The following is a 20,819-nucleotide window of genomic DNA, read 5'->3' as shown; positions in this document are numbered from 1 at the left end:
TGCGCTTGTTGAGCGCTCCGTAAGTTGCTCCCCTTTTGATAGGGGCTTGCCACGGAATCAACTCTCTGATTCTTTATGGTTAACCGTACAGTGATTTGATTCGTCAGGGTTTTCCTGACTTGGGTGTCTGCGGCTTGTGTCGCCGGACTATCCAGATTCTATTTTTGATTCGAGCGCAGGGGATGCGCAGAGGGGATGACTGACATGGCTGGACAGAAGGCTGGAAAGCATGTTGCCGTTTTGATGGGTGGCTTCTCATCGGAGCGTCCAGTTAGTCTCTCGTCCGGAACTGCCTGTGCGCAAACCCTTGAAGAGTGCGGCTATCGCGTGACGCGCATTGATGTTGATCGCAATGTCGCGAGCGTTCTAGCTGAGCTGAAGCCTGATGTGGCGTTCAATGCGCTGCACGGCCCGTTCGGCGAAGATGGCGCCATTCAAGGTGTGCTCGAATATCTCCAGATCCCATACACGCATTCCGGCGTGCTGGCTTCAGCGCTTGCCATGGACAAGGATCGCGCCAAGAAGGTCGCGGCTGCGGCTGGTGTAGCTGTTGCGCCGTCGCTTCTGCTCAACCGTTTCGAAATCGGCTCTGAGCATCCGATGAAGCCGCCTTACGTCGTCAAGCCGGTCCGTGAAGGTTCAAGCTTCGGTGTTGTAATCGTCAAAGAAGATCAGACTCACCCGCCGCAAATCATCAGCTCTGCTGAATGGAATTATGGTGCCGAGGTTCTGGTCGAAAAATACATCGCTGGCCGCGAATTGACCTGCGCCGTGATGGGTGATCGCGCGATGGACGTCTGCGAGATCATTCCGGTGGGGCATCAGTTCTACGATTATGATTCAAAATATGTTGCAGGCGCATCAACTCACGTGTGTCCGGCAAAAATTTTACCAAATATTTACCAAAAAATACAAACAATGGCCCTTACGGCGCATCGGGCAATCGGGTGTCGGGGCGTAAGCAGATCAGACTTCCGTTTCGACGATCGTTTTTCCGAAGAAGGCGAAGTTATTTGGCTGGAAGTTAACACCCAGCCGGGAATGACTCCTACCTCGCTCGTACCTGATATCGCGAAGGCGGCAGGTATCTCTTTTGGTGAATTGTTGAGTTGGATGGTGGAGGACGCGTCTTGTTTGCGTTGAACGGCAGATCTCAGGAATATAGGCGTTCGGGCACGATGCGGGATGCATCGGGTGCAGCCTTTGTTCTGCCGCGCCTTCTGCGGAAGCCTTTCCGCTTCGCTGTCCGTATGTTTCAGGGCAATATCAATGTTCCGCGCTATGCTGGCACGATTGGTATGCTCGGATTTCTCGGTGCAACCGGCATCTACGGCATGGTGCTCGGTGGTCATTCCGAAAATATGATCAAGGCAACCGCTTCCACTTTTGGTTTTGCGATTGAAGACGTGAAGGTCGTTGGCAACAACGAAACGTCGGATATCGATATTCTCGGTCAGCTTGAGCTGGACGGCGAGACGTCACTGGTCGGCATGAGTGCTGAAGGTGCGCGTCAGGCTATCGCCAAGCTGCCTTGGGTTGAAAGTGCTGAAGTGCGTAAGGTTTATCCTGGTACGCTGCTGGTTTCTCTGGAAGAGCGCAAGGCATTTGCCGTCTGGCAGAATGGCCAGGAGCTCTCTCTGATTGATTCTGCAGGCGATACCATCGTCCCATTCCGTCCGGGCCGTTACAATGCTCTCCCGCTTGTTGTGGGTGAGGGTGCTGAAAAGCGCGTTAAGGGCTTCGTGGACGAGGTTGCGGCCTATCCGGCGCTTGCTGGCAAGGTTCGTGCCTATATCCGCGTTGCTGACCGCCGCTGGGATATTCTGCTGGAGAATGGCGTTCGTATCATGCTGCCGGAAGATGAGCCTATGAAGGCTCTCGCCGAAGTCGAGCGCCTGGATAGCGAAAAGCATCTTCTGTCCCGCGATATTGCTGCGGTCGATATGCGTCTTGACGATCGCGTCACGGTTCAGCTGACGGCAAGCGGCATGGAACAGCGCCAGAAGTTCTTGGCTGATCGTAAAAAAGAATTAGCCCGCACGGGGAAGCGCGTATGAGTATTCTGGGCGGAAAAGGTTCATCACAGGTTGGAACTGCAGGGCGCAAGGTGCGCCTGCTCACAGTTCTGGACGTCGGTTCAAGCAAGGTCTCCTGCGTGATCGCACGTCTGCGTCCACATGAAAGCGGCGTCTTGCTGCCAGGTCGCACGCACCGCATGGAAGTGCTGGGCATTGGCCATCAGCGTTCGCGTGGTGTGAAGTCTGGCGTCATCATCGATCTTGATGCGGCTGAACAGTCGATCCGTCTTGCGGTTGATGCTGCAGAGCGCATGGCTGGCCTGACTGTCGACAGCCTGATTGTTAATATTTCTGCTGGTCGCCTCAAGAGCGAAACCTTTACCGCGAGCGTCAACCTCGGCGGTCATGAAGTTGAGCAGACAGATATTCGCCGCGTGCTGGCTGCAGGTGCCAAGCAGGCGCTTGCTGCCGAACGTCACCTCGTTCACTCGCTGCCGGTTGGCTACACGCTCGACGGTGAGCGCGGTATCCGCGATCCGCTTGGTATGCTGGGTGACAGTCTCGGCGTTGATATGCATGTGCTGACGGCTGATGCCGCTCCACTGCGCAATCTCGAGCTTTGCATCAATCGTTGTCATCTGTCAGTCGAAGCAATCGTCGCGACCCCTTATGCGAGCGGCCTCGCAGCTCTCGTTGGTGATGAAGCCGAAATGGGTGCGGCCTGCATCGATATGGGCGGCGGCACGACAACGATTTCCGTCTTCTCCGAAGGCAAGTTCATTCACGCTGATGCTGTAGCTATCGGTGGAACACACGTCACGATGGATGTGGCGCGGGGCTTCTCCACCCGTATGGAAGATGCTGAGCGTCTGAAGGTCATGTACGGCTCGGCGCTGCCAAGTGCCGCAGACGATCGTGATCTCATCTCGGTTCCGCCAATTGGCGATGACGAGCGTGATGTACCCAATCAATATCCGCGCTCAGTATTGACGCGGATCATCCGTGCACGCGTGGAAGAGACCCTGGAACTGGTTCGCGACAGGCTGAACCAGTCGGGCCTCGGACATATCGTTGGCAAGCGTGTTGTTCTGACGGGTGGCGCAAGCCAGCTGCCGGGAATGCCAGAAGCTGCCAGACGGATTCTTGCAAGAAATGTGCGAATCGGGCGTCCTCTAGGAATAGCAGGACTGCCTGAGGCGGCTAAGGGTGCGGCTTTCTCCGCGACCGTTGGTCTTCTGATCTACCCTCAGGTGGCAGGTATTGAAGAACGGTCCGTGAAGGCAGCCTCCTCCGGTCTTATGACTGGTACGGGCGGGCGAATTCAACGTGTCAGCCAATGGCTGAGAGAGAGTTTTTGAGTACACATTGAGTGATTTGATTGCGTGATGTGGGCGTAACCATCAGCGTAATAACCAATTAGCACCGCGGCGGCGAAGCGGTGAGAGGCTTAAGAGGAACGAGAACCATGACCATTAATCTGCAAAAGCCGGACATCACCGAGCTGAAGCCTCGCATCACCGTATTCGGTGTCGGCGGCGGCGGCGGCAATGCGGTAAACAATATGATCAATGCCGGTCTGCGCGGCGTGGATTTTGTCGTTGCAAACACTGACGCTCAGGCTCTGACCATGTCGAAGTCTGAACGCATGATCCAGCTTGGTGCTGCTGTCACCGAAGGTCTCGGCGCTGGTTCGCAGCCAGAAGTTGGCCGCGCAGCAGCTGAAGAATGCATCGACGAAATCGTCGATCACCTCAACGGCACGCATATGTGCTTCGTCACTGCCGGCATGGGCGGTGGTACCGGTACTGGTGCTGCTCCTGTTGTGGCACGCGCTGCACGCGAACGCGGTATCCTCACCGTTGGCGTCGTAACCAAGCCTTTCCACTTCGAAGGTGCTCGCCGCATGAAGACGGCTGAGCTTGGCATAGAAGAACTGCAGAAGAACGTCGATACGCTTATCGTCATTCCAAACCAGAACCTCTTCCGCATTGCCAACGACAAGACCACCTTCGCCGATGCATTCGCAATGGCTGACCAGGTGCTTTATTCGGGTGTTGCCTGCATCACCGATCTGATGGTCAAGGAAGGCCTCATCAACCTCGACTTTGCTGACGTTCGCTCGGTTATGCGCGAAATGGGCAAGGCGATGATGGGCACTGGCGAAGCTTCGGGCGAAGGCCGTGCAATGGCTGCTGCTGAAGCTGCGATTGCTAATCCGCTCCTCGACGAAACCTCGATGCGCGGTGCCAAGGGTCTCCTGATTTCGATCACCGGTGGTCGCGATATGACCCTGTTCGAAGTCGATGAAGCTGCAACTCGTATCCGTGAAGAAGTTGATCCGGAAGCCAACATCATCCTCGGTGCTACCTTCGACGAAGGCCTCGAAGGCGTCATCCGTGTATCCGTTGTTGCGACCGGCATCGACAAGCAGATCGGAGACGCGGCGCCTGCGCCGCTGGAATTTCGCCAGCCGGTAAAGCCTGCTGCACAGACCAAGCCGATGGCTCCGCATGGCGCTCTGCGTCCTCCGGTTGTTGAACAGCCACGTCAGGTCGAACAGCCTGCTCCAGTTGCCCAGTCGATCGAAAACGAAATCGCTGCAGCAACTGCTGCTCCAGCAGCTTCGGCTGCTCCTGAGTTTCGTCCACAGAGCCGCATTTTCCAGGCTCCTGCCGCTGATAGCTTTGAACGCGCACCTGTTGCACGTCCAGCCGCTCCACAGCCGCAGATGATCAATAATCAGGCAACGGCTCAGGCCATGCAGCCACAGGCTTACCAGCAGCCACAGCAGATGCATGCAGAACCGGCTCCTCAGCCACGTCCTGCTCCGCGTATGCCAGCTGTTTCGGATTTCCCACCTGTTGCACAGGCTGAAATCAATGCACGTCGTGCAGCGCCTCAGCAGCCTGCTCAGGAAGAACGTGGTCCAATGGGTCTGCTTTCCCGCCTGACCCGTGGTCTGACGCGCCGTGAAGAAGAGCAGCCAGCTGCTCGTCTGGAACCAGCGCATCGTGAACCTGCTATGCGTCAGCCAGAACAGCGTCGCCCAATGCAGCAGGACAGCTCGATCTATGCTCCACGTCGTGGCCAACTTGATGATCAGGGCCGTCCGCAGCCGCGCGCTGCTTCGGAAGAAGATCAGCTCGAAATTCCGGCATTCCTGCGCCGTCAGTCGAACTAATCATCTGATACGACATTGAAAATACAGATGCCGTGGAGTTAACGCTCCACGGCATTTTGTTATGATAATTATCGTTATGGTTTGTAAGAAAGCGTGATTTTGAACAGCTGCCGCTCATCACTATTTTCGACATAACTGTCTTATTATAGAAGAATACGATGGAAACTGGCGATTGTCAGTTGCGGGCATTATATGCTTGGCAAATCTCTTGCGGGATGCAGCTGCATCTTGCCCCATACGATAGATTGGACTGATTTTGAGCGCTTACCAAAAAACAATCGGGCGTGCGGTTACTCTTTCCGGCGTCGGCGTCCACGGTGGCGCTGCAGCCTCGGTGACGTTTCTGCCAGCCGATGCGGATACGGGAATTGTATTCAAGCGCTCAGATCTCAGTACCAAGGCCGATATTCGTGCCCATGTTTCGCAGATTGGTGCAACAGACCTTTGTACCGCGCTCGGTCCGCAGGATTCGCGTATCAACACGGTCGAGCATTTGATGGCGGCGATTTCCGCATTGGCTATAGACAACTTGGTTGTCGAAGTGGAAGGGCCGGAAGTTCCTATTCTGGACGGGACATCTGCGCGCTTTATTGATGCATTTGATGATGCTGGAATCGTTGTTCAGGAGTCGAAGCGCCGTTTCATCCGTATTTTGAAGACAGTGCGTGTAGAAGCGGGTGGTTCCTGGGGCGAGTTTCAGCCTTATTCGGGTACGCGCTTTGAAGTGGAAATCGACTTCGAGTGCCCGCTCATCGGTCGGCAGAAGTTTGGCTCCGATATGTCCGAGGATACTTTCCGCAAAGAACTATCAACTGCGCGAACTTTCGGCTTCATGAAAGACGTTGAACGCCTGTGGGCCGCAGGTTTGGCGCTCGGTTCATCACTCGACAATTCGCTTGTCATCGGTGACGATAATTCGGTGATCAATCCCGGTGGTCTGCGCTTCAAGGATGAATTCGTGCGTCACAAGACGCTTGACGCTGTTGGCGATATAGCTCTTGCCGGGCTGCCTTTCATCGGTTGTTTCCGTTCCTATCGCGGTGGTCACAGGCTGAATGCTGAAACGGTGAAGGCACTTTTGGCCGATAAGTCGAATTACGACATCGTTGAAGCAAGCGGTGTGCGTCGGAATGCAGACAATTTGGACTTTGTTACAGTCCGTCCAAATATCTCGGCGCCCTGGGCGCTTTGAACTTTCTATTGGAAGTCCGGTGTTTATGGCCATAATTGGGCCGTGATCGCCGGGTCTTCTTCGCATGAGTCGGCGTATTCATTGTGGACTGAGAGCCAAGCCTCCGTATTTGGTGAGGAAAAAGCCATTGGTTTGCATAGATATAGCTTCAGGCCGAGCCATTGATGCCTTATGCGTGCCAAATTCGGACGATTGATCAGCTAGACGATTGCCGATTTCGCCAGCATGTGGTTTATGGACGGCCAAAACAGCCTCGGCTATGTTTACCTAAGTGCTGATGCTGATGTATTGGGAAGAATGGAGAAAGAGTGAACTACAGAGTTCATTTTACTCCAGACAGAAAAGACGTTGCCAAATGGCCGGAGACCGCATGACGAGTTCGAAATTCCCGGTGAAGACGAAAACCGCGTTGATTGCCAGCGCTCTTGCCGTTTTTGTTCCGCTTGCGGGATGTGCCAGCAAAAACGACGATATCGATCTGACCAAATATGTTGAGACGATCGATCCGGCGGACAAGCTTTACAACGAAGGCCTCGCGAATCTTGATGCGGGCCGCCTCGGTGAAGCTGCCAAGAAGTTTGCAGCGGTTGACCGTCAGCACCCTTATACCGAATGGGCACGCAAGTCGCTCGTCATGGCTGCTTTCACAAATTACCGTCAGGGCAATTACGAAGAAGCGGTCAGCATGGCAAAGCGTTATAACACGCTTTATCCGACATCGCCTGAATCGGCTTATGCCTATTACATCATTGGTCTGAGCTACTTCCGCCAGATTCCTGACGTGACCCGCGATCAGGCGGCAAGCCGCCGTGCAATCGCTGCGATGCAGGAAGTGGTCGATCGCTTCCCGGATTCAGAATATACCGACGACGCCAAGACCAAGATCCGCGTCGCCCGCGACCAGCTCGCTGGCAAGGAAATGCAGGTCGGTCGTTATTATCTTGAGCGCAAGGAATATCTGGCTGCGATCAAGCGCTTCCGTGGTGTGGTTGAAGAATATTCAAACACCCGCCAGGTTGAAGAAGCACTTGCCCGTTTGGTCGAAGCCTATTATGCGCTTGGTCTGACTTCCGAAGCTCAGATGGCAGCTTCGGTGCTAGGCAAGAACTTCCCGGACAGCCGCTGGTACAAGGATAGCTACAAGCTCTTGCAGAGCGGTGGTCTTGAGCCACGTGAAAACGGCGGTTCGTGGCTGGCCAAGGCTTCGGCAATGATCACGGGTGGCGGCGCTTAAGCCGATACCCGCATGCTGTCGCACCTGTCGATCCGCGATATTGTCCTGATTGAACGGCTCGACATCGAGTTCAAGACCGGCTTGTCCGTGCTTACGGGCGAGACCGGTGCCGGTAAATCCATCCTGCTTGATTCGTTGTCGCTGGCGCTTGGTGCGCGCGGCGACGCTTCTCTGGTTCGCCATGGGGCGGATCAGGGGCAGGTGACGGCAGTTTTTGATGTGCCGGGTGGACACCCCGCCCGTAAATTCCTGAGCGAAAATGGCTTTGACGATGACGGCGACGTCATCCTTCGCCGTCTCCAGATGGGTGACGGACGCACGCGCGTTTTCATCAATGACCAAGCGGCAAGTGTTGCGCTGCTGCGCGAACTGGGCAAACGGCTGGTCGAAATCCATGGTCAACATGACGACCGCGCGCTGATCGATACCGACCTTCATCGTACATTGCTGGATGCGTTTGGCGGTCTCGATGCTGAGGCCACGACTGTTCGCGAGCGCTATAAAGCGTGGCGTGATGCTGAAAGTGCATTGTCGAAGCATCGGGCACGGGTTGAACAGGCCGAGCGTGAAGGCGATTATCTGCGCTCTTCGGTGGAAGAACTAACCAAGCTTGATCCGCAGTCGGGCGAGGAAGACGAGCTCGCTGAACGCCGCGCTGTCATGATGAAGTCGGAGAAGATTGCGGGTGACGTGAACGAAGCAGGTGAGCTTCTGTCGGGCAATGGTTCACCAGTGCCGACACTTGCAAGCCTCGTGCGTCGTCTGGAGCGTAAAATTCCGGAAGCGCCGCATCTGCTCGAGCCTGTCTGCAAGGCGATTGACGAAGCACTCAATAGTTTGGCACTGGCGCAGGATGGCATCGACCACGCCATGCGAGAGATCGATTTTGATCCGCGTGTGCTGGAGCAGGTTGAAGAGCGGCTGTTCGCGCTTAGAGCTGCTGCCCGCAAATATTCTGTTGCAGTTGAAGGCTTGCCTGCACTGCGTGACAAGATGGACGCCGATCTTGCCGATCTGGATGCCGGTGCAGAAAAGCTGATCCAGCTTGAAGCGCAGGCAACCGAAACGCGTGCAGCTTACGATGCTGCTGCGAAGGTCTTGTCAGAGCGCCGTAAGGACACTGCCGAGCATCTGAAGGCTGCGGTTATGGCGGAGCTGCCAGCACTGAAGCTGGAGCGCGCCGAGTTTATCGTTGAAATGACGACGGATACCAACGCGCGCGCTGCTGAAGGCATTGATACGGTCGAATATTGGGTTCGCACCAATCCGGGCACGCGTGCTGGCCCGATGATGAAGGTTGCCTCTGGTGGCGAGCTTTCTCGTTTCCTGCTGGCACTCAAAGTGGCGCTTGCCGACCGCGGTTCGGCGCCGACGCTTGTTTTCGACGAGATCGATACAGGTGTTGGTGGTGCAGTCGCTGATGCGATCGGACAGCGTCTGGCGCGTCTCTCATCTCGCGTACAGGTACTTTCTGTGACCCATGCGCCGCAGGTTGCAGCACGCGCATCCACTCATTTTCTTATTGCGAAGTCTGCAACCAATGAAGACCGCATGTCTACGTCGATCCGTTCGATTGGTGTCGATGAGCGGCAGGAAGAAATTGCGCGTATGTTGGCCGGTGCCAGCATCACCGATGAAGCGCGTGCAGCAGCTGAGCGTTTGCTGGCAGAGAATAGCGCGCTCGTCTCCTGACAGAACGCTGTCAGTGTGACCATATGTTCGTAACTGCGCGCGGCTGTAGGCGCGGCCTCATTTCTTGGTTATGTTGAGCAAAATTGAATCAGCAGGTTTTGCCACGCATATGCCCGATATTTCCGTTGAAAAACTGACCGACCTTGAAGCCGCTGCAGAACTGGAGCGGCTAGCGCGTGAAATTGCTCATCATGATGAGTTGTATCATGCCAATGACCGGCCGGAGATTTCGGACGCGGATTATGATGCGCTGAAGCGGCGTAATGATGCCATTGAAGAGCGTTTTCCGCATCTGGTACGGGCCGACAGTCCTTCCGTGCGCGTGGGCACGGCACCAGTTTCCAAATTCGCACAGGTTGTCCATGCGCGGCCGATGCTTTCGCTCGGCAACGCGTTTTCGGATGAAGACGTGCAGGATTTCGTAGGCAGCGTATATCGCTTTCTCGGGCAACTGCCGGATAATTCCATTGCTTTCACAGCTGAACCGAAGATCGACGGGCTATCGATGTCGATCCGTTATGAAAACGGCGTTCTCGTTAGTGCCGCTACGCGTGGTGATGGCACGACCGGCGAAAATGTAACCGCCAATATCCGAACCATCAGTGAGATTCCAAATAAGCTTCCAGCAGGTGTTCCAGCGGTCGTCGAAGTGCGCGGCGAGGTCTATATGGCCAAGAGCGACTTCCTCGCGCTCAACGAGCAGATGGTGGCAGAAGGCAAGCAAACATATGTCAACCCGCGCAACACCGCAGCAGGCTCGCTGAGACAGCTTGATGCGAAAGTGACGGCCAGCCGCAAGCTCAGGTTCTTCGCCTATGCCTGGGGTGAGATGTCTGAAATGCCATCTGATACACAGCATGGAATGGTCGAGGTGTTCCGCGAATGGGGCTTCCCGGTCAACCCGCTGACGAAACGATTGAAGAGCGCAGATGAGCTTATTGCGCATTATCGGGCGATTGGGCTTGAGCGCGCCAAGCTCGATTACGATATTGACGGCGTTGTCTACAAAGTGGATCGGCTGGATCTGCAAACACGGCTTGGCTTTCGTTCGCGTAGCCCGCGCTGGGCTATCGCACACAAGTTCCCGGCAGAGCAGGCAACCACGATTCTGCGCGGCATTGACATTCAGGTTGGACGTACGGGCGCGCTGACGCCGGTTGCACGCCTTGAGCCGATTACTGTTGGTGGCGTGGTTGTCACCAATGCAACGCTGCACAATGAAGATTACATCAAGGGCATAGGCCTCAAGGGTGAACGTATCCGTGAGGAGGATCACGACATTCGCATCGGCGATACGGTGATCGTGCAACGGGCAGGCGATGTCATTCCGCAGATTGTCGATGTGGTGTTGGAAAAGCGCCCTGCTGATGCTGTGCCGTTCCATTTCCCGCATGAATGCCCAGTTTGTGGCAGTCATGCCGTGCGCGAAGAAGGCGAGGCGGTCTATCGCTGCACAGGTGGTTTGACCTGTGCCGCACAGGCTGTAGAGCGCATCCGCCATTTCGTATCGCGCAACGCGTTCGACATTGAAGGTCTCGGCGAAAAGCAGGTCGAGTTTTTCTTCCATGCGGAAGATGACAACCTGAAAATCAAATCACCTGCGGATATTTTCACGTTGCAGAAGAGACAGGCGAATTCGCCGCTCAAGAAGCTCGAGAATATCGAGGGCTTTGGTGCGACTTCCGTGAAGAAGCTCTATGACGCAATCAATGACCGGCGCGAGATTGCTTTGCATCGCTTCCTGTTCGGTCTTGGTATCCGCCATGTTGGTGAAGTGAACGCCAAGCGATTTGCCAAGGCTTATCTCACCTACGACAAGTTTGCCGAAGCAGCAACAACGGCTATCCCACCAAAAGAGGGCGACCGTAGCGACAAGGGCAACGAAGCCTGGCAGGATCTGATTGCGGTTGAAGGCATTGGCGGGATTGTTGCCGAAGCCGTGGTCGATTTTTATGCCGAACCGCATAATCGGGAAGTTCTGAAAAATCTGTTCAAAGCGGGTGTGGTCCCTCAGGATGAAGTTGCACGCGTGGCCACTGGGTCGCCAGTTGAAGGCAAGACGGTGGTGTTCACGGGAAGTCTTGAACGCATGTCGCGCGATGAAGCGAAGGCTATGGCCGAGCGTCATGGTGCCAAGACTGCGGGTTCTGTTTCCAAGAAAACTGATCTTGTGGTGGCCGGTCCGGGGGCAGGGTCAAAGCTTGCGAAAGCATCGGAACTCGGCATCGAAGTGATCGACGAAGATGCGTGGCTTGCACTTGTTGGGGAAGGCTGATGGCTTCGTTCAAAGGTTTTGGCGACAAGGCTATTCCGTTCCTGAAGGCACTTGATTTTCATCAGAACCGCGAGTGGTTTGTTGAAAACAAGGACTTGTTTGAAGAGCATCTGAAAGAACCGCTTGGTGATCTGGTTGAAGAGCTGACTGCGCGCTTTGAGAAAGCCGGATTGCCTTTCAAGGGTGATCGGGTGAAGTCTCAGTTTCGCATCAAGCGCGACACGCGGTTTTCGCACGACAAAGCGCCTTATAACCGGCATCTGTCCGCGCTTTTGTCCAACTCTGGCACCAAATGGGACGAAAGCGGCTGCTTTTATGTCTGTATTGGTTTGCCGGGCGTGCGTGATTGCTATGCAGGTGTGGCATGGTGGGGGCCGAAGAAAGAGCTTCTGCAAGCCATACGCGAAGCGATTGTTGAAAAGCCGGATGAGTATCGTGCCGTTGTGGCAAAGCTCAAGAAAAGTGGTTTGAAGATCAGCGATAATGATCGTTTGAAGCGCACGCCGCGTGGTTTTGAAACCGTAACCGATGCCGACCTTCTGGAAGCCATTCGCAATCGCCATTTTGCTGTTCGTCTGGAAATTGATCCAGAGACCATAACCCGTGCCGACCTCGCAGATCGGCTGGTGAAGTTTACCGAACAGGCGCGCCCGTTGATCGATTGGATCAAGAAGATCGAAGGCACTGTTCCTCAAACATCAGAATAATGCATTGATGCATCACACATTATGATAGGTGATGCTGAAATGCTGCGCGTGCTTTCTAATAGTATGATTTTTATCGAAAACTGATTTCAACTTGGCCCAAAATTTCTTAAGCACTCCCAGACTGAGGAGTGATTTTCGTGGATCAGGGTTTTCGACCAGCACCGGTTTCAGCGCGGAACGATTTCTGGGCGGGCGTCAAACGCGGCGTTCCCATTGTTGCGGCTGGTGCGCCGTTCGGGCTGCTATTTGGTGCTGTGGCACTCGATAACGGTCTGTCGATCAGTGAAGCCGTCTTTATGAGTGCAATGCTCTATGCAGGAGCGAGCCAGATGGTCGGGCTTGATCTTTTCGGCCAGAACATCGCGCCATGGATGATTGTCCTGTCGATTTTCGCAGTCAATTTCCGACATGTGCTTTATTCGGCGACCGTTGGCCGACGCATCCGCCATTTCACCTTCATGCAGAAGGTTGCCTCCTTTTTTCTGCTCGTTGATCCACAATATGCGGAAGTTGAAATTCGTGCTGAGGCCGGCCGGAAAATCAGCTTTGCCTGGTATATGGGTGTGGGTCTCACAATCTATATCTGCTGGCTTCTCGAGACACTTATCGGAGCGCTGTTCGGCAACCTGATTTCCGATCCCTATGCGCTTGGTATCGACTTCCTGCTGCCGATCTATTTTCTTGGCATGGTGATGAGCTTTCGCCATCGCGAGCATTGGTGGCCGGTGGTGATCGTTAGCGCGATCTGCGCGGTCGTTGCCTATAAGCTGGTCGGCTCGCCGTGGCATGTGACGCTGGGTGCTATAGGTGGCGTTGTGCTTGCTGCCATTCTCGCAAAGCCGCAAACAGGGAAGGCATAGGGCCATGTCCACGACGATCTGGATCATCATAGCAGGCGCTGTTTGCACTTATCTCACCCGTGTCGGCGGACATCTTATTTTGTCGCGATTTGAGCGGGTGCATTATCGTGTTGAAGCAGCGCTCAATGCCGTGCCTGCGGCTGTTCTTACTGCAATTGTTGCTGCACCTGCTTCGGATCACGGATGGCGTGAACTGCTTGTGCTCGTCTTCTGCGTGCTGCTCTCGCTGCGCGTGGGCATGATGACGATGTTTTTTGCGGGCGCAGCACTGTTAATCGCGCTGCGCCATTTCTTTCCGGCCTGATTTCAGAGTGGCGCGGTGGCTGTTGTGAGCCATTCAGCCTGTTTGCCATCAAGATGGCCGATAAGCTTATCACGCACTCGGTCATGATAGGCATTGAGCCAATCAAGCTCTTCCTGCGTGAGAAGTGATTTATCGATCAGGCGCCGGTCGATCGGGCAGAAGGTAAGCGTTTCAAAGCTCATCATCGGCAACTCGCCGCCTGCTGGCACTTCCGCTTCCTTGACGATGATCAGGTTTTCAATGCGGATGCCGTAAGCGCCCGGTTTGTAATAGCCCGGTTCGTTGGAAAGGATCATGCCGGGCAAAAGCTCCTGCACGCCTTTTTTGGAAATGCTCTGCGGGCCTTCATGGACCGAAAGATAGCTGCCGACGCCATGGCCGGTGCCATGTGCATAGTCGAAACCTTGTTTCCACAACGCGATGCGTGCCAGCACATCGATGTCCTGTCCGCGTGTGCCTTTTGGGAAGCGGGCAGTGGTGATGGCGATCATGCCCTTCAGCACGAGTGTGAAAGAGCGAATCGTTTTCGGCGTAATTGTGCCGACGGCAACCGTACGCGTGATATCTGTCGTGCCATCGCGATACTGAGCACCGGAATCGATCAGGTAAAGCTCCCCGTCGTTGAGTTTACGATTGGTATCGGTGTTCACGCGGTAGTGGATGATCGCACCATCCGGACCTGCGCCGGAAATTGAATCAAACGAGATGTCTTCGAGCGGCATCTGGAAATCGCGACCAGCCTTGTCACGGCTCTCCTCCAGCTTTTGCGCAGCTGAGATTTCATCTACTGTGCCGGGCTTTTCGCCATCAAGCCATGACAGGAAATTGACCATGGCAACGCCATCGCGTTCATGTGCTGCGCGGGAGCCGTCAAGCTCGGCCTTGTTCTTAATGGCGCGGGGCAAGCGGGCAGGGTCTTTGCCATGAATGACATGACCGCCCGCGGCCTCTACCGCCAGACGAAGCTTTTCCGCAGCCAGTGCGGGATCGAGCATAATGGTTTCACCAGCTGCTGCTCGCGCACTCAAATGACCTTCAAGCTTTGCGGGTGCGCAGAGTTTGGCAAGCTGCGTGAGATAGGCGCGGGGTTCGATAGCAAGCTTGCGCTCGTCGATGAACAGTTCCGGCTCGCCCTCTGCGGGGATGATGGCAAAGCTCAATGGCAAAGGTGTGTTTGAAACGTCCTTGCCGCGAATGTTGAACACCCAGGCAACCGATGACGGATCAGTCAGCACGGTGGCACTTGCACCCGTTGCTGCTACTGTTTTTTGCATTTCCTTGATTTTGTCTTCAGCCTCGTGGCCCGAGAAACGGGCGGGCTGAATAGTGACTGGCGCAAGAGGTGCTTCTGGCTGATCGTCCCATACGAGATCAACAAGATTATGTGCAACCGGCACCAGCTTGCCGCCCTGATTTTCCAGAGCTTCTCGCAATGCGTTGGCTTCGGAAATCGTGTGCAGCCATGGATCGAAGCCAATCGTCAGGCCTTTGCCGTTCTCTGCAAGCCAGCTCGCAGGCGGATTGGTGACAAGGCTTACATAAGAAAACACGTTGCCATCGGTTTGATTGCGCACCTGTAATTCATAACGGCCATCGATGAAAATATAGGCCTGCTCCTTTAGGATAAGGGCTGCACCAGCCGATCCCGTAAAGCCTGTGAGCCAGCCGAGGCGTTGGGCACGGGGCGGCACATATTCACCCTGATGCTCATCGGCACGCGGAACGAGAAAGCCGTCCAGCCCCTGTTCGGCAAGCTTTTCGCGCAGCAAAGCTACCCGTGGTGCGCCATTGGCCGGATCGGTGGTTACATCAAAAGTCTGAAAAGCCATGAGCGTAACTCGCAATAAATAAGGAAAACCGCGTTATTTCAGATGAATCGTGACCCAGCCTTCGCGGTGCAGCGTTTTGATATGCGTCAAACCCTGCGCCTGATAGGCAGCAAGCACCATATCATGCTGGCTGTCGAGAATACCGGACAGGATGATTGAGCCGCTTGGAGCCAGATGCGATTTGAGCGCAGGTGCGAGCTCCATCAGCGGATTGGCGAGAATATTGGCGACGATCAGATCAAACGGCGTATAGGAACGGAAGATAGGATGGTCAAAGCCTTCGGCAGTCGCTGTGATGACATGCTCACTCACGCCGTTGAGAACGGTATTTTCAGCGGCAACAGTGACAGCAATCGGGTCGATATCGGTGGCTAGGACTGGAATCGGTGCAAGCTTGGCAATGGCGATTGCCAGAACTGCGGAGCCGGTGCCGAGATCGAGCGCGTTGGTTGGATGTTCGCGCTCAACCACTTCTTCGATCATTTCAAGGCAACCTGATGTGGTGCCATGATGGCCGGTGCCGAAAGCAAGGCCCGCATCGATCAAAATCGGAATGTCGTCAGCTTGAAGCTTGTCGCTATCATGCGAGCCATGCACGAAGAAACGTCCGGCCCGAACTGGCTTCAGGACTGAAAGCGAGTGCGTGACCCAGTCAATATCTGGCAGTTCCTCTGTTTCAAACTTGCCTGCACCCACCAGCGCGTCTATGCGCGCTGCAAGTTCCTCGGCTCCATCTTCGGTATAGACGGAAACTTCGAAAATCTGACGGTCTTCATCGATTTCGGTAATCGCAATCGGGAAGGCTTCATCCTCGAATGCTTGTTCGATGATGTCATAGATTCGTTCGGCTTCCGTCTTGTCAGCCGAAAAGAAGAGTCGTGATTGGGGCATGGATAAAAAGCTCTCAAATCGAATTGGAAGCTTTGTTTACCCGTTTGCGCGACCTTTGGCCAGATTCTTCAACTTTTCCAGAGCAGTATCTGGGTTCTCCTGGTAGGCGATTGTTCCGCGGAAGCGACCGCCCTTATCGAGAAGGAAAACAGAAGCCGTGTGGTCGACTGTGTACTCGCCGTCTTCAGTTGGAACTTTCTTGGCATAGATGTGATAGGACTTTACCACGTCAGCTACACTTTCAGGTGTGCCGGTGACGCCAATAATGCGGTCGGATACGTTGCTGACATAGGTTTTCATGATGTCCTGCGTATCGCGCTCAGGATCAACTGAAATGAAATAAGCTTTAATATCAGCAGCTTCAGGGCCAAGCTGTTTCAGATAACCGTCCAGTTCATAAAGCGTGGTCGGGCAAACATCAGGACAATGGGTGAAGCCGAAGAAGACAAGGGAAGGGGTTTCGCGCAGGTCTTTCTCGGTAAATGGTTTCCCATCCATCGACACCAGATTGAACGAACCGCCGAATGGCTGGTCAGCTGAATTGCGGTCACGGATCAGATTAAAGCCAGCAGCACCGACAATCACGATGATGAAAGCGAAGATGAAGATGGGCAGGAATTTTTTCATGTCCAGTCAGCCTTGAATTTTGTTTTGTATTTATCGCACATAAGCACGCTATTCTGAATTTACATCGATCTGCGACAGGAAAGCGCTTATATGCAAGCGCTGACGAACTGCCGCAGGCGATGTTGGAACTGCAATGTCAGTCTAGCAGAGTGCAAAGATTTCAGAAAGTTTTGAAATGACGCAGGGTGAAGACCTTCGTTTCCAGAATAGCGAACCGCGCATTCATTCGACCGCGCAGCTTAAATCCAGCAAGTTGGGCCGGTATGTCGACATTGGTGAGCGCGTAATCCTGCGTGAAGTCACGGTGGGCGACTTCACCTATTTTGAGCGTAATGGCGAAGGCATTTATGCTGAGATCGGAAAATTCTGCTCTATTGCTGCTAATGTGCGCATAAACGCGCTCGAGCATCCGATGGAACGGTTGACGACTCATAAGATGAGCTACCGGCCCAATGAATATTTCCGCTATTTAGGCGTGGATGGCGAATTCCGCGCACGACGTCAGGCAAAGCGTGTCACCATTGGCAATGATGTATGGATCGGCCATGGTGCGGTGATTACACCCGGCGTGACCATCGGCCATGGCGCGGCGATCGGTGCCAATGCGGTGGTGACGAAAGATGTAGCGCCTTATCATGTCGTGGGCGGCGTTCCGGCACGGATCATTCGCAAGCGCTTTGACGACAAAATCATTGAAAAACTGCTCGCGCTCAACTGGTGGGACTGGCCAGTGGAAAAGCTTTATGAAGCTGTTCCCGACATTCAGGTGCTTGAAATCGAAGCCTTTCTGGAAAAATGGGGTGTTTAGGCGCCCCAATCTTGCAAAGCCCGATTTACTTCTCCATTTTTCCATCACAGTTACTGGAGATTTCCAATGTCCAAATTGAATAAGCTCGCCGGATTGCTTGTTGCCCCATTGTTGCTGATCGGCGCATCGGCTGCCGTATCGGCTGAGGAAGTCGGTCAGGTCGGTGTGGACTGGCTGGGCAATGATATTGTGGTTGATGCTGTACAGGACCCGAAGGTGCAGGGTGTTACCTGTTATCTGGCGTCGTTTTCTCGTGGCATGATTGACCGGTTGCAAAAAGGCAATTGGTTCGAAAACCCGTCCAACGCTTCGATTTCCTGTGAGCAGTCTGGTCCGATTACCATTGGCGACATCAAGCTTGGCAAAGGCGGAGAGCGGGTCTTCTCAGAACGCACGAGCCTGATCTGGAAGAAGCTGGTCATCACGCGCATCTATGACCAGAAGAACAATACGCTGCTCTATCTCGCTCATGCGACACAGGTTCAGGATGGTTCAGCCAAGACATCGCTGTCGACCGTTCCACTCTTTAAAGGCGATGTGACGTGGGAGAAAGGAAAGCCGGAATAATTTCCGGCTTATTTAGTTTTCATAATCTATGCGCGCTGGACGAAGCTGTCGAGAACGCGCTTTTGTCCGGCCTTATCGAAGTCGATGGTCAGCTTGTTTCCATCGATCGTCGCGATTGTTCCATTGCCAAACTTGATATGGAACACGCGGTCGCCGACGAAGAAGTCTGATGGTTTGTCAGCAACCGACTTTGCAACCAGTTCACCGTCAATCGTGCGCCCCTTGATGGAACCACGACCAGCACCAAAGCCTGAATCCGTTTCGCCATAGCCAATACGTTCAACATTGGCACCGGAGCGTGAGCCCCAATTGTTGCGAGTAGCATCCGAGCGGTTCTGCTGCGCGCGCTGCCAGCCGGGCGTTGAATAGGAGTTCTGGAAAGGATCAGCCTTGTCGAAGCGCGATTGTCCATAGCCACTATTACCGTAACCGCCGTAATTGCCTTCCATCTCCGCTACTTCGACATGCGTTTCAGGAAGTTCTTCCAGAAAGCGAGACGGAATGGTCGATTGCCACATGCCATGAATGCGGCGATTGGAAACGAACCAGATATGCAGGTTCTTTTTGGCGCGCGTCACGCCGACATAGGCGAGGCGACGTTCTTCTTCCAGACCAGAGCGTCCGCCTTCATCGAGCGCACGCTGATGCGGAAACAGGCCTTCTTCCCAGCCGGGCAGGAAGACGGTTTCAAATTCCAGACCCTTTGCGGAATGGAGCGTCATAATGTTGACCGCATCCATATCCTCGTTCTTCTCGGCATCCATGACGAGCGCAACATGCTCAAGGAAGCCGCGCAGGCTCTCATATTCCTCCATGGAACGGATAAGTTCCTTGAGGTTTTCTAGACGGCCCGGCGCTTCTGCCGATTTGTCATTCTGCCACATGGCTGTGTAGCCAGACTCGTCGAGAATGGTTTCGGCGAGTTCTGTGTGTGGGGTATTGTCGAGAAGTGACTGCCAGCGGCGGAAATTATCGACCACTTCACGCAGTGCCGAACGCGGCTTTGGCTTCAGCTCTTCGGTTTCAACCAGATCGCAGGCCGCAGCAAACATCGAAATATCGCGTGCGCGGGCATAATCATGAACCTGACGGATGGCCGCTTCACCAAGCCCACGCTTCGGCGTGTTGATGATGCGCTCAAGTGCCAGATCGTCGGCCGGTTGCGCAACAACGCGCATATAGGCCATGGCATCCCGAATTTCGAGGCGTTCATAGAAGCGCGGACCACCGATGACCCGGTAATTGAGGCCGAGCGTCACGAAGCGATCTTCGAACTCACGCATCTGGAAGGATGCACGCACGAGGATCGCCATATTGTTGAGCAGATGGCCCTGACGCTGCGCCTGTTCAATCGCTTCTCCAACTGCACGGGCTTCTTCTTCTGAATCCCATGCGGCGTGGATTTTGACTTTTGGATCATCAGGGTTTGGCGCTTCGGTGAAAAGCGTTTTGCCGAGACGACCTTCATTGTGTGCAATCAGATGCGCTGCAGTACCGAGAATATGCGCCGTCGAGCGATAATTGCGCTCAAGTTTGATGACGACTGCACCCGGAAAATCCTTCTCAAAGCGGAGGATGTTATCCACTTCTGCGCCGCGCCAGCCATAAATCGACTGATCGTCGTCGCCCACGCAACAGAGATTGACTTTGTTTTCGCTCACGCCGAGTTCGCTATGCTCACCGGCTCCGCGGGGGCCTCGCATTGGCTCGGACGCCCTAGCGGGCTGTATCGGCGTGTTTTCTGTGGCGACGGGCGCTGCCGATTTTGATTTAGGCCTCTGAGCCAGAAGACGTAGCCACATATATTGCGCGGTGTTGGTGTCCTGATACTCGTCCACCAGAATGTACCGGAACTTGGCGTGATACTCGCGCAGGATATCCGGATGATTGCGGAAAATGCGGATCGGATGCAGCAGCAGATCGCCAAAGTCACAAGCGTTCAGCGTGCGTAAGCGTTCCTGATAGGCGTGATAAAGTTCACGGCCTTTGCCGTTGCCGAACGAACGTGCATCGCCTTCCGGGATATCGGCAGGACCAAAGGCTTTGTTCTTCCAGCCATCAATCATGTTGGCGAATGTACGGGCAGGCCAGCGCTTGTCATCCAGACCTTCGGCCTGAATAAGCTGCTTGATCAGCCGGATCACATCATCCGTATCCAGAATGGTGAAGTCAGAAGTGAGGTTCACCAGCTCTGCGTGTTTACGCAGCAATTTCACCCCGATGGAGTGGAACGTGCCGAGCCAGGGCATACCTTCAACAGCGCCGCCAACCAGATGGCCGATACGCTCTTTCATTTCGCGCGCGGCCTTGTTGGTAAAGGTCACGGCGAGAATCTGGCTTGGATAGGCGCGGCCGGTTGTTAGAATATGCGCAATACGCGTGGTGAGAACGCGAGTCTTACCCGTGCCTGCACCTGCGAGAACCAGAACCGGCCCTTCTGTGGTCAGAACGGCTTGACGCTGTTCAGGGTTCAGCCCTTGTAGATAATCGGGTTCGCCACGTTGTTGGTTGCGCGCTGCCATGGCGCGTGCGGCAATTGAGCCTGCCGCAGGCGCGCGGTCAGCCGGTACGTCATCGCCGAAAAACGGCATATCGTCGGGGAAATCGGACATTTGCACCGAATGTAGTGATTCT

17 protein-coding genes are annotated in these 20,819 nt (G+C 54.6%); 13 read left to right on the top strand and 4 right to left on the bottom strand.

What is annotated here, in order from left to right; all coding sequences use genetic code 11:
* Window positions 1-204: 204 nt before the first annotated feature.
* From CEV34_RS02170 to CEV34_RS02120, 11 genes are all read left to right on the top strand, one after another.
* On the top strand, window positions 205-1,143 hold the full coding sequence (locus CEV34_RS02170) for a D-alanine--D-alanine ligase (protein ID WP_094543195.1): 939 nt from the start codon (window positions 205-207) through the stop codon (window positions 1,141-1,143).
* On the top strand, window positions 1,131-2,057 hold the full coding sequence (locus tag CEV34_RS02165) for a cell division protein FtsQ/DivIB (protein WP_039859930.1): 927 nt from the start codon (window positions 1,131-1,133) through the stop codon (window positions 2,055-2,057). Before CEV34_RS02170 ends, CEV34_RS02165 begins: the two co-directional genes overlap by 13 nt.
* A complete protein-coding gene (gene ftsA / locus CEV34_RS02160; RefSeq protein ID WP_007875786.1) occupies window positions 2,054-3,376 on the top strand; it encodes a cell division protein FtsA in 1,323 nt (440 codons plus the stop codon). Before CEV34_RS02165 ends, ftsA begins: the two co-directional genes overlap by 4 nt.
* Before the next feature lie 107 nt (window positions 3,377-3,483).
* Window positions 3,484-5,199: a cell division protein FtsZ gene (gene ftsZ, locus CEV34_RS02155; RefSeq protein ID WP_007875784.1), complete on the top strand. Its 1,716-nt coding sequence runs from the start codon at window positions 3,484-3,486 to the stop codon at window positions 5,197-5,199.
* 256 nt (window positions 5,200-5,455) lie between these two features.
* On the top strand, window positions 5,456-6,391 hold the full coding sequence (lpxC, locus tag CEV34_RS02150; protein ID WP_007875773.1) for a UDP-3-O-acyl-N-acetylglucosamine deacetylase: 936 nt from the start codon (window positions 5,456-5,458) through the stop codon (window positions 6,389-6,391).
* 370 nt (window positions 6,392-6,761) lie between these two features.
* On the top strand, window positions 6,762-7,625 hold the full coding sequence (locus tag CEV34_RS02145; RefSeq protein ID WP_007875771.1) for an outer membrane protein assembly factor BamD: 864 nt from the start codon (window positions 6,762-6,764) through the stop codon (window positions 7,623-7,625).
* A gap of 12 nt (window positions 7,626-7,637) precedes the next feature.
* Window positions 7,638-9,317, top strand: coding sequence for a DNA repair protein RecN (gene recN / locus CEV34_RS02140; RefSeq protein WP_007875769.1), 1,680 nt, complete (start codon window positions 7,638-7,640; stop codon window positions 9,315-9,317).
* A 109-nt stretch (window positions 9,318-9,426) separates the two neighbouring features.
* Window positions 9,427-11,592 (top strand): NAD-dependent DNA ligase LigA, encoded by a 2,166-nt coding sequence (ligA, locus tag CEV34_RS02135; RefSeq protein ID WP_007875767.1) that lies wholly within the window; start codon window positions 9,427-9,429, stop codon window positions 11,590-11,592.
* Window positions 11,592-12,299 (top strand): DUF2461 domain-containing protein, encoded by a 708-nt coding sequence (locus CEV34_RS02130; RefSeq protein WP_007875765.1) that lies wholly within the window; start codon window positions 11,592-11,594, stop codon window positions 12,297-12,299. Before ligA ends, CEV34_RS02130 begins: the two co-directional genes overlap by 1 nt.
* A gap of 137 nt (window positions 12,300-12,436) precedes the next feature.
* A complete protein-coding gene (locus CEV34_RS02125; protein WP_007875764.1) occupies window positions 12,437-13,159 on the top strand; it encodes an AzlC family ABC transporter permease in 723 nt (240 codons plus the stop codon).
* Window positions 13,160-13,163: 4 nt separating this feature from the next.
* The gene (locus tag CEV34_RS02120) at window positions 13,164-13,463 is read left to right on the top strand and encodes an AzlD family protein (protein WP_007875748.1); all 300 of its coding nucleotides are present in this window, start codon (window positions 13,164-13,166) and stop codon (window positions 13,461-13,463) included.
* Between the two features lie 2 nt (window positions 13,464-13,465).
* Here the strand turns inward: CEV34_RS02120 and CEV34_RS02115 are convergent, their stop codons facing one another.
* Genes CEV34_RS02115 through CEV34_RS02105 form a run of 3 tightly spaced genes read right to left on the bottom strand, consistent with a single transcriptional unit; the run spans window position 13,466 to window position 16,810 of the window.
* Window positions 13,466-15,292, bottom strand: coding sequence for an aminopeptidase P family protein (locus CEV34_RS02115; protein WP_007875746.1), 1,827 nt, complete (start codon window positions 15,290-15,292; stop codon window positions 13,466-13,468).
* Window positions 15,293-15,325: 33 nt separating this feature from the next.
* The gene (locus CEV34_RS02110) at window positions 15,326-16,183 is read right to left on the bottom strand and encodes a 50S ribosomal protein L11 methyltransferase (protein ID WP_007875745.1); all 858 of its coding nucleotides are present in this window, start codon (window positions 16,181-16,183) and stop codon (window positions 15,326-15,328) included.
* Between the two features lie 36 nt (window positions 16,184-16,219).
* Window positions 16,220-16,810, bottom strand: a complete 591-nt coding sequence (locus tag CEV34_RS02105; protein WP_064320817.1) for an SCO family protein — start codon at window positions 16,808-16,810, stop codon at window positions 16,220-16,222.
* Between the two features lie 175 nt (window positions 16,811-16,985).
* Between CEV34_RS02105 and CEV34_RS02100 the strand changes: the two genes are divergently transcribed.
* Window positions 16,986-17,618, top strand: a complete 633-nt coding sequence (locus CEV34_RS02100; RefSeq protein WP_007875740.1) for a DapH/DapD/GlmU-related protein — start codon at window positions 16,986-16,988, stop codon at window positions 17,616-17,618.
* 66 nt (window positions 17,619-17,684) lie between these two features.
* The gene (locus CEV34_RS02095) at window positions 17,685-18,185 is read left to right on the top strand and encodes a CreA family protein (protein WP_007875738.1); all 501 of its coding nucleotides are present in this window, start codon (window positions 17,685-17,687) and stop codon (window positions 18,183-18,185) included.
* A gap of 26 nt (window positions 18,186-18,211) precedes the next feature.
* Here the strand turns inward: CEV34_RS02095 and CEV34_RS02090 are convergent, their stop codons facing one another.
* The gene (locus tag CEV34_RS02090) at window positions 18,212-20,797 is read right to left on the bottom strand and encodes an ATP-dependent helicase (protein WP_007875736.1); all 2,586 of its coding nucleotides are present in this window, start codon (window positions 20,795-20,797) and stop codon (window positions 18,212-18,214) included.
* Between the last annotated feature and the right edge of the window lie 22 nt (window positions 20,798-20,819).

The sequence above is a fragment of the Brucella pseudogrignonensis genome (assembly GCF_002252525.1).
GTDB classification, from domain to species: domain Bacteria; phylum Pseudomonadota; class Alphaproteobacteria; order Rhizobiales; family Rhizobiaceae; genus Brucella; species Brucella pseudogrignonensis.
The sequence above is the reverse complement of the archived record's forward strand: the minus strand, read 5'-3'. Positions and strand labels throughout refer to the sequence as shown.